The 437-nt window shown below is 70.0% G+C and carries 1 pseudogene; it reads left to right on the top strand.

The features are described from left to right. A pseudogene (bsaS, locus tag J5M58_RS27140) lies at positions 1-437 on the top strand (SctN family type III secretion system ATPase BsaS); the annotation flags it as partial.

Raw genomic sequence — 437 nt, 5'->3', positions numbered from 1 at the left:
CCGCTGCAACGCGGCGCTCGTCGCGACGACGATCGCCGAGTATTTCCGCGATCTCGGCTGCGACGTGATGCTGTTTCTCGATTCGATGACGCGCTACGCGCGCGCGTTGCGCGACCTCGCGCTCGCGACGGGGGAGGCGCCCGCGCGGCGCGGCTATCCGGCCTCGGTGTTCGAGCAGTTGCCGCGCCTGCTCGAGCGGCCCGGGCGCACGAGGGCGGGCAGCATCACGGCGTTCTACACGGTGCTGCTCGAAAACGAAGAGGAGCCCGATCCGATCGGCGACGAGATCCGCTCGATCGTCGACGGCCACGTGTATCTGAGCCGGCAGCTCGGCGCGAAGGGCCATTTTCCGGCGATCGACGTGCTCAGGAGCGCGAGCCGCCTGTTCGACGAGATCGCCGACGCGCCGCATCGCGCGCTCGCGAAGCGGTTCCGGC

The organism is Pseudomonas sp. 32_A, assembly GCF_017490905.1.
Classification (GTDB): Bacteria; Pseudomonadota; Gammaproteobacteria; order Pseudomonadales; family Pseudomonadaceae; genus Aquipseudomonas; species Aquipseudomonas inefficax.
This window is presented reverse-complemented; position numbering and strand designations above follow the sequence as displayed.